The 8,668-nt window shown below is 74.6% G+C and carries 7 protein-coding genes; 5 read left to right on the top strand and 2 right to left on the bottom strand.

Going from position 1 to position 8,668, the window contains the following annotated elements; translation table 11 throughout:
* Window positions 1-129 precede the first annotated feature (129 nt).
* From pcaH to pcaDC, 4 genes are read left to right on the top strand one after another with little or no spacing between them, the layout of a single operon-like run.
* Window positions 130-903 carry a protocatechuate 3,4-dioxygenase subunit beta gene (pcaH, locus tag RH94_RS04400; RefSeq protein WP_073946336.1) on the top strand — a complete coding sequence of 258 codons (774 nt, stop codon included), beginning with the start codon at window positions 130-132 and terminating at the stop codon, window positions 901-903.
* A gap of 6 nt (window positions 904-909) precedes the next feature.
* Window positions 910-1,515 carry a protocatechuate 3,4-dioxygenase subunit alpha gene (pcaG, locus tag RH94_RS04405; protein WP_073946337.1) on the top strand — a complete coding sequence of 202 codons (606 nt, stop codon included), beginning with the start codon at window positions 910-912 and terminating at the stop codon, window positions 1,513-1,515.
* Window positions 1,512-2,864, top strand: coding sequence for a 3-carboxy-cis,cis-muconate cycloisomerase (gene pcaB, locus RH94_RS04410; RefSeq protein ID WP_073946338.1), 1,353 nt, complete (start codon window positions 1,512-1,514; stop codon window positions 2,862-2,864). The genes pcaG and pcaB overlap by 4 nt, the downstream gene beginning before the upstream one ends.
* On the top strand, window positions 2,861-3,976 hold the full coding sequence (gene pcaDC, locus RH94_RS04415; RefSeq protein ID WP_073946339.1) for a bifunctional 3-oxoadipate enol-lactonase/4-carboxymuconolactone decarboxylase PcaDC: 1,116 nt from the start codon (window positions 2,861-2,863) through the stop codon (window positions 3,974-3,976). Before pcaB ends, pcaDC begins: the two co-directional genes overlap by 4 nt.
* A gap of 186 nt (window positions 3,977-4,162) precedes the next feature.
* Here the strand turns inward: pcaDC and RH94_RS04420 are convergent, their stop codons facing one another.
* Entirely contained in the window at window positions 4,163-6,841 is a 2,679-nt protein-coding gene (locus tag RH94_RS04420; protein ID WP_073946340.1) for an ATP-binding protein, read from the bottom strand.
* A gap of 303 nt (window positions 6,842-7,144) precedes the next feature.
* On the opposite strand from RH94_RS04420, the gene RH94_RS04425 reads away from it, so the two are divergent.
* Window positions 7,145-8,158, top strand: a complete 1,014-nt coding sequence (locus RH94_RS04425; protein ID WP_073946341.1) for a DUF2510 domain-containing protein — start codon at window positions 7,145-7,147, stop codon at window positions 8,156-8,158.
* Window positions 8,159-8,290: 132 nt separating this feature from the next.
* Here the strand turns inward: RH94_RS04425 and RH94_RS42365 are convergent.
* Window positions 8,291-8,668, bottom strand: a 378-nt coding sequence (locus RH94_RS42365) for a TetR-like C-terminal domain-containing protein (protein WP_234425528.1), incomplete at its 5' end; no start/stop codon positions are given.

An 8,668-nucleotide genomic window follows, 5' to 3' on the forward strand; every position in this document is an offset into this window, starting at 1 on the left:
GCCTCGCCGGCACCGTCGCCCACCAGCTCGCCCGCAAGGGCACCGGCACCGGCGTCGCCACCCTCTGCATCGGCGTCGGCCAGGGCCTCGCCCTCGTCCTCGAACGCTAAGGAAGTGTTGGGAAACCCCATGACTCTCACTCAGCACGACATCGACCAGGAGATCGCGGCCGAGCACGCCGCGTACGAGAAGCGCGTCGCCGACGGCTCCCCCGTCGAGCACCACCCGCGCCGCGACTACGCGCCGTACCGTTCCTCGGTGCTGCGCCACCCCAAGCAGCCGCTGGTCGCCATCGACGTGGCCAAGGACCCGGAGCTGGTCGAGCTGTCCTCGCCCGCGTTCGGCGAGCGGGACATCACCGGGATCGACAACGACCTCACCCGGCAGCACACCGGGGAGCCGGTCGGTGAGCGGATCACCGTCTCCGGACGGCTGCTGGACCGCGACGGGCGGCCGGTGCGCGGCCAGCTCGTCGAGATCTGGCAGGCCAACTCCGCCGGCCGCTACGCCCACCAGCGCGAGCAGCACGACGCCCCGCTGGACCCCAACTTCACCGGTGTGGGCCGTACGCTGACGGACGCGGACGGCTTCTACCGCTTCACCACGGTCCAGCCGGGCCCGTACCCGTGGCGCAACCACGTCAACGCCTGGCGTCCGGCGCACATCCACTTCTCGTTGTTCGGCACGGCGTTCACGCAGCGGCTCGTGACGCAGATGTACTTCCCGAACGACCCGCTCTTCCCGTACGACCCGATCCTGCAGTCGGTGACGGACGACGCCGCCCGGCAGCGGCTGGTCGCGACCTACGACCACAGCCTGTCGGTGCCGGAGTTCTCGCTCGGCTACCACTGGGACATCGTGCTGGACGGCCCGCACGCCACCTGGATCGAAGAAGGACGCTGACCTGCCATGACGAAGATCGACACGAGCAGCCCGGAGAACGTGCTGCCCACCCCGTCGCACACGGTGGGCCCCTTCTACGGCTACGCGCTCCCCTTCAACGGCGGCGAGGACGTCGCGCCCCTGGGGCACCCGGACACGGTCACCGTGCACGGGTACGTGTACGACGGCGAGGGCCGGCCGCTGCCGGACGCGCTGGTGGAGGTGTGGGGGCCGGACCCGGACGGCAACCTGCCGGCCGTCGACGGCTCGATGCGGCGAGACCCGGCCTCCGGCGGCTTCCTCGGCCGCAACGGCGTGGAGTTCACCGGCTTCGGCCGCATCCAGACCGACACCGACGGCCACTGGTACGTGCGGACGCTGCGGCCCGGCGCGCGCGGGCAGAACGCCCCGTACCTCAGCGTGTGCGTGTTCGCCCGTGGGCTGCTCGTGCACCTGTTCACCCGCGTCTACCTGCCCGGCGACGAGGCCGCGCTGGCCGCCGACCCGCTGCTCGCCCAGCTGGACGAGGAGCGGCGCGGCACGCTGATCGCGAAGCGGGAGGACAGTGGGGCGTACCGTTTCGACATCCGCCTTCAGGGCGAGGGCGAGACGGTCTTCCTGGAGTTCCGGTGACACCACCCGCTGCTGATCCGGCGTCCGCCGGCCTGGACGTGGGCCTGCTCGGTCCCGGCTGGGTGGGCTCCCCCGCCGCCTCCGCGACCGGCGACTCCGCCTATCTGGCGGCGCTGCTGGACGCGGAGGCCGCCCTCACCCGGGCCCAGGCCGCGCTCGGCCTCGCCCCGGCCGGGGCGGCCGAGGCGGTGACCCGGGCGGCGGATCCGGCCCGCTTCGACGTGGGCTCGCTCGCCGAGCGCGCCCGCGGCGGCGGGAACCCCGTCATCCCCCTGGTGGCGGACCTCACCAAGGCGGTGGGCGAGGAGTACGGCCCCTACGTCCACCGGGGTGCGACCAGCCAGGACATCATGGACACGGCGACGATGCTGGTCGCCGTGCGCACCCTGGACCTGGTCCTGGCCGATCTGGACCGCACCGGGGAGGCGCTGGCCCGGCTGGCCGCCGAGCACCGCGCCACCGCGATGCCGGGGCGGACGCTGACCCAGCACGCGGTGCCGACGACGTTCGGCCTGAAGGCGGCCGGGTGGCGGTCGCTGGTGCTGGACGCCCGGGACCGGATCGCCCGGGTGCGGGACTCGCTGCCCGTCCAGCTCGGCGGCGCGGCGGGCACGTTGGCGGCCTTCTCGGCGTACGGCGCCGAGGACGTGACCGCGCTGGTCGCGGCGTACGCCCGTGAACTGGGCCTGCGCGAGCCGCTGCTGCCCTGGCACACGCTGCGCACACCGGTCGCCGACCTCGCCGGATGCCTGGCCTTCACCGCCGGGGCGCTGGGCAAGATCGCGGTGGACGTGCTGGTACTGGCCCGCACGGAGACCGCCGAACTCGCGGAGGGCAGCGGCGGCGGTTCCTCGGCCATGCCGCACAAGGCGAACCCCGTGCGGTCCACCCTGATCGCCGCCGCGGCCCGGCGCGCGCCGCAGCTCGCGGCGACGCTGTACGGGTCGCTGGCGGCGGAGGACGAGCGGCCGCCCGGTGCCTGGCACGCCGAGTGGGAGCCGCTGCGGGAGCTGCTGCGGCTGGTCGGCGGCGCGGCCCGGGACGCCGTGGAGCTGACCGGGGGGCTGCGGGTGAACGCGGACGCGATGCGCGCGCACCTCCACCTCACCCACGGGCTGATCGTCTCCGAGCGGCTGTCGGCCGAGCTGGCACCCGTGCTCGGCCGCGCCCGCGCGAAGGAACTGCTCACCGAACTCGCCCGGCGCTCCTACGCCGAGGACCGCAGCCTCGGCGAACTCCTCGCCGAACAGCCCGAGTTGAAGGGCATCGAGCTGGACGAGCTCACCGACCCCACCCGCTACACGGGTGCCGCCGCACCCCTCACCGACCGTGCTCTGGAGCGACGTTGACTCTGAACCACCTTGTCGAAGGCCCCGCTTCCGCCGCCCCGCTGCTGCTCGGGCCGTCGCTGGGCACCTCGTACGCGCTGTGGGACAAGGTCGCCCCCGAACTGTCGGTCTCCCACCGGGTGGTCCGCTGGGACCTGCCCGGGCACGGCGGTTCGCCGGCCGGGCTGATCGGCCCGGGTGCGACCGTCGGCGACCTCGCCGATCTGGTGCTGGCGCTCGCCGACTACCTCGGCATCCAGCGGTTCGCGTACGCGGGCGTGTCGCTGGGCGGCGCGGTGGGTCTGCATCTGGCCGTGCACCACCCCGAGCGCGTCGACTCGCTGGCGGTGATCTGCTCCTCGGCCCACTTCAACGGCGCCAAGGCGTGGCAGGAGCGGGCCGAACAGGTCCGCCGGGAGGGGCTGGACCGGCTGGCCGAGAGCGCGAACGCACGGTGGTTCGCAGGTGACTTCACCGTGCCGGAGCTGGTCCGCGACCACCGGGAGGCCGCCCCGGAGGCGTACGCCGCCTGCTGCGACGCGCTGGCCGCCTTCGACCTGACCGACCGGCTGCCGGAGATCGGCGCGCCCACGCTGCTGATCGCGGGCCGTGAGGATCCCGCCACCCCGCCCGCGCATCTGCGGCAGATCGCGGACGCGGTGCCGGGCTCGGCGCTGGTCGAGATCCCGGGTGCCTCGCACCTGGCGCCCGCGCAGTGCCCGGAGGCCGTCCTGGCGGCGCTGCGCACCCACTTCGACGGTGCTCCCCGGAGGGGCATGGAGGTGCGGCGCGCGGTGCTCGGCGACGCGCACGTGGACCGGGCGCAGGCCCGGCAGACCCCGTTCACGGCCCGCTTCCAGGACTTCATCTCGCGCTACGCCTGGGGCGAGATCTGGACCGACCCGACGCTGACCCGCCGCGAGCGCAGCATGGTCACCCTGACGGCGCTGATCGCCCACGGCCACTACGACGAACTGGCCATGCACGTGCGGGCGGCCCGCCGCAACGGACTCACCCCGGAGGAGATCGGCGCGGTGCTGCTGCAGAGCGCCGTGTACTGCGGGGTCCCGGCGGCCAACTCGGCGTTCGCGGTGGCCCAGCGGGTGCTGGCGGAGGAGGCCGACGAGGGCTGACCCGCTGCCGCGGCGGGCACGGAGGTGCCCGCCGCTCGCGGTCGGCGGCCTCTCGCCGACGCGCCCGCCCGCACCGTCCACGTCGGTTCGGCCGGGGGCGGCCCGGATCCGCCGATTCCGAGCCGGCCCGCGGCCGGTGCTCCGGGATGCGCGGTGCGGGCGGTGCCCAGCCGCTCGGCACGGGGACTACCGCAGGCCGTGCTCCGAGTCCAGAACGTGCCGGGCCCGGGCCGCCAGGCTGTCCGCGCCGCAGGAGTCGGCCAGTGCCAGGCCCCGCCGGAGTTCGGCGGCCGAGCGGGCCGCGATGCCGAACTCGACGCGGGCGGCGGCGTGTTCGTACTGGCAGGGGGAGGCCTCCAGGTAGGTGACGGCCTGGGATGCCAGGCGGACCGCGCGTTGTCCGGTCTCCAGGGCGGCGGCACAGCGCAGGGCCTCCCCTATGGCGGTGTCGGTGCCGAACCGCTCGGCCTGGCGGCGGACGTCGGCGGCGAGCCGGCCGGCCCGGGCGGGGTCCTCGGTGGCGAGCGCGCGGGCCAGATCGGCCGTCCAGGGCACCGTGACCGGGTTGTGGTGGCCGCGGGCGGCCGCCGCCTTCTCGGCCGCCTCCAGCTCGTTGACGCCCTCCTTGGTACGGCCGAGGGCGAGCAGCAGCCTGCCGCGTACGCTGCGCGGATCGGGGATGATGATGGTGGACGGGTAGGGCGGGACGAACCCGTACCGCTCGGCGGCCTCCCAGGCCTCCTGGACGTGGCCGCGGGCGAGCAGGGTGTCGACCAGGTTGCAGGTCGCGGTCCAGTACAGGGGCAGTCCGCGGCCGACCCGTTCGGCGAGCCGCACCGACTCGCGCAGTGCCGTCTCGGCCTCTCGCAGCCGGCCGCGCCTGCGGTGGCCGAGGCCGACGTAGGCGTGCGCGAGGGCGAGGTGGCCGCCGCTCCAGCCCGCGGTCTCGTAGGCGCGTACGGCCTCGTTGCAGAGGGATTCGGCCCGGTCGAGGCGGTCGCTGTAGGCGTAGGCGGCGGTGAGCATCAGCAGCAGCTCGATGCCCCATTCGGTGTCGGTCCAGCCGAGTCCGGGTGCGAGGCGGCCGTTGACGAGGGCGCGGTCGCACAGTTCGACGACCTCCTCCGCGCTCTCGCCGCGGGTCATGGCGTCGAAGCCGCGCAGGATCAGCAGGGCGCGCTCGGCGTTGTCGCGTCCGGTGCAGCCCGCGGCGAGCGCGGCGAGCCGTTCGGAGCGGTCCGCCGAGCCCGCCTCGCCGGCGTGCAGTCCCTCCCACATGTACTGCACGGCCTGCAGCCGCAGCCGGGTGGGTCCGGGTTCGTGGCGGGCGGCCTCCGCCTCCACCGTGCGGACGGCCTCCTCCAGCTGGTTGTTGTGGAGCAGGGCCTGGGACAGCCGCCACACGGCGTCCACGCGGGTGCCGCTGTCCAGACCGGGCATGCTCAGCGCCCGCTGGAGGTGCTCGATGGTGGTGGCGGGCGCGGTCAGGAACGTGGCGCAGCCCAGCTCGTAGAGCACGCGCGCGTGCACCTCGGGGGCCGGCGGTTCCAGCAGGGCCCGCTCCAGACAGCGGCGGGCCGCGTCGGACGCGCCGACGGCGAGGTGTTCGCGGGCCGCCTGGCGCAGTTGCCCGACGAGTTCCTCGTCGTCGTCCGGGTGGACCTGGAGCAGGTGCCGGGAGGCCGCGGCGGCGCCGAGTCCGGAGTCGGTGACGACCTGGGCGGCGATGCCGTGCATGGCGGTGCGCAGGGCGTCCGGTATGGAGTTGTAGACGGCGGTGGCGATCAGCGGGTGCACGAACTCCAGTTCCCCGTCCCGGCCCCGCGCGGTCGCCGGGTCGGGTTCGGTGAGGATGCGGGCGTCGCACAGCAGCCGGGCGCAGCGCGCGGCGTCGCCGTGACCCATGGTGGCGAGCCGGGCGACCAGGTCCACGGTGATGTCGGTGCCCAGGATGGCGGCGGCCCAGGCGAACCGGGTGGCGTCGATGCCGAGTTCTTCCAGGCGGGCGACGAGGCCGCCGCCGCGGGCGGAGCGGTTCAGGGCGCGCAGTTCGCCGGCCCGGGCCTCGACCGGTTCGAGTTCGCTGTCGCGCACCTTGGCGAGGAGTTCGACGGTCTCGTAGGGGTTGCCGCCGGTGACGGCCCACACCTCACGGCAGAACGGGGCGTCGGCGTGCGGGCCGAGGGTGGCGCGGGTGAGCCCGGTGGTGGCCTCCGGGGTGAGGGCGTTCAGATCGCTGACGCCCGCGGCGGCGACGGCCGTGTCCAGGATCCGGGCGCCGTCCCCGTCCTTCTCCTTGGGCCGGCGGGTGACGACGACCAGCACGGACAGGTCGTCGAGGCGTTCGGTGAACGCGGCGAGCCAGCGCAGGGTCTCCTCGTCGGCCCAGTGGGCGTCGTCGATCAGCAGTACCAGCGGCCACTCGCGCCCGGCCAGCCGCCGGACCGCGGCAACCAGGCCGTCGCACACACCCTGCGGGTCGGCCTGCCGGTAACCGGGCTCCGCGATACCGAGGGCGGGGCCGGCGATGTCGTACCAGTCGCCGAGGTACTCGCGGGCCTCCTCGGGCATCAGCGATATGAGCGCCGGCTGCAGCAGCTGCCGTACCACGTTGAAGGGAACGGACCGGAGGGTCTCGCCGCCGCGCGCCGACCACACGGTGCAGCCGCGCTGCTCGGCGATGTGCCGGGTCTCGGCCAGCAGGGCGGTCTTGCCCAGTCCGGCCTCACCCCGGAAGACCAGCAGCCCTCCCGAGGACGAACGGTCGGCGCACAGGGCGTCGACCGCGTGCTGGACGGTGGTGATCTCCTCGTCGCGCTCCCACAGGAAAGCCGAGGCGGCCGTGCCCGGCCGTACCTCCGTCATCCCGCTACCTCCCAAGTCACCCGGTGGCGTGCAGACTTCGAGCGTAACCGCCGAGCGGCCGAGGTGAAGAGGGTCTTCGTACCTGTTGCCATGACGGGTGACCTGCGGTACACGAGGGCGACGGGGCGGGTCCGTGACCAGTGCGGGCGGGCACGGGAAGTCAACAGGCGTACGACGTGGACGGGTGACGGGGATGCGGGGAGGCGGGAACGGACCGGGTCCGAAACCGGGCCCGGGACCGGCTCCGGGCCCGGATCCGGGCCCTCTCATCGGGCTTTCACGCACGCCTCATACGGTGGGGGCATGACGCAGGTGACTCCTCCCGGGTGGTACCCCGACCCGGGGCAGACAAGTGACGGCCCCGCCACCGAGCGCTGGTGGGACGGTAAGGCGTGGACGGACCGGATCCGCCCGGCGGGGCCGGCGGCCGCATGGGGTCCCCCGGCGCAGCCGCCGTCCGCCGGGCCGTACCCGGCACATCCGGGGCACCCGGGGTATCCCGGCTTCCCGGTCCATCCGCCGGCCTCCCCGCGCCGCGGTCTGCGCACCGGCATCGCGGTCGCCCTGGCCGCGGCGGTGCTGGCGAGCATCGGCGTCGGCGTGTACGCGCTGAGCAAGGACGGCGGCGGCAGCGGCGGCCGGGCCGAGTCGCAGCAGGGGCCGGGCGGCCGGGGCGGCGGTCCGGGAGAGAAGGACGACCCCTTCGGGGGATCGGGCGGGTCGGGTGACTCGGGCGGGTCCGGCGGATCGGGCGGGTCCGGTGACGACCGGTCGGAGGCGCCGAAGATCAGGAGCGGTTCGGTGACCGACACGCTCAGCGGCATCAGCCTGCCCATACCCGACGGCTGGTACGGCCAGCAGTTCGCGGCGGGCGCCCAGGTCACCTCCAGCGACTCCTACAAGTGCCCCGGCGACACCGGCAAGGACTGCACCAAGGGCGGCGCCTACTCGGCGCCCGCGATCGCGCTGGGCACCCGGGGCAGTACGGCGGAGGAGGTCGCCAAGGCCGACATCGCGGCGAACGCCGAGGAGTCCTACGGCGGCACGGCCTACGGCGGGATCACCTCGCACCGGGTGCTGGCCTCCGAGGCGGTGACGGTGGCAGGGCAGAAGGGTTACCTGGTCCGCTGGAAGGCCATCACCCGTGAGGGTACCGACGGTTATGTGGAGTCGCTGGCCTTCCCCTCGCCGGCGAACGCGCGGCAGCTGGTCGTCGTCCGCTTCGGTCTGGACGCGGGGCAGAAGCAGTCCGTGATCGACGAGATCACCCGGGGCATCAAGGCGAGTTCGGGCGACGGCGACGGCCGAAACGTCTGAAGCCGGCCCGGGCAGCCGGCCCGGACCCACGTCGGCCGGGTGGGGCGCCCCTCCACTCCAGGGGTACCCCACCCGGCCGGGGTGCGCGCCGCCCCCGTCCCCACGGTGCGGCGCGAGCAGGTCACCGTCCGGTCATCCCGTGGACGGCGGCCTGGGTCGTGGACCGAGGCCGAGCGCGGGCAGCACCGCGGCCTCCATGAACCGGACCAGATAGTCCGGGTCGGCGTACCCACCCTCCAGCACGGGCCGGATGCGCAGGACGCCGAACATCTGCGCGGGCACGAACTCCAGCGCCGGGTTGCCGGCGTCGACCTCGCCACGCTCCACCCCGCGCCGCAGGATCTCCCGCAGCGCGGCGACCTCCGGCTCCACGAGCGTCTCGCGCAGCGCCCGCTTCAGCTCGGGGTCCGTCGTGATCGCGTGCCCGAGCGCCTGGAGGAGGTGGGTGTCCCGGCCCGACCACTCCCCCGCGGTCCGCGCGACCTGCCGCAGGTCCTCGGCGAGCGAGCC

Source organism: Streptomyces kebangsaanensis (assembly GCF_001906585.1).
In the GTDB taxonomy this organism is placed as follows: Bacteria; Actinomycetota; Actinomycetes; order Streptomycetales; family Streptomycetaceae; genus Streptomyces; species Streptomyces kebangsaanensis.

Bases quoted from the DNA above. Each gene is read 5' to 3' on its own strand.
- pcaH (WP_073946336.1), top strand. From the start codon at position 130: ATGACTCTCACTCAGCACGACATCGACCAGGAGATCGCGGCCGAGCAC.
- pcaG (WP_073946337.1), top strand. From the start codon at position 910: ATGACGAAGATCGACACGAGCAGCCCGGAGAACGTGCTGCCCACCCCG.
- RH94_RS04420 (WP_073946340.1), bottom strand. From the start codon at position 6,841: ATGACGGAGGTACGGCCGGGCACGGCCGCCTCGGCTTTCCTGTGGGAG.
- RH94_RS04425 (WP_073946341.1), top strand. From the start codon at position 7,145: ATGACGCAGGTGACTCCTCCCGGGTGGTACCCCGACCCGGGGCAGACA.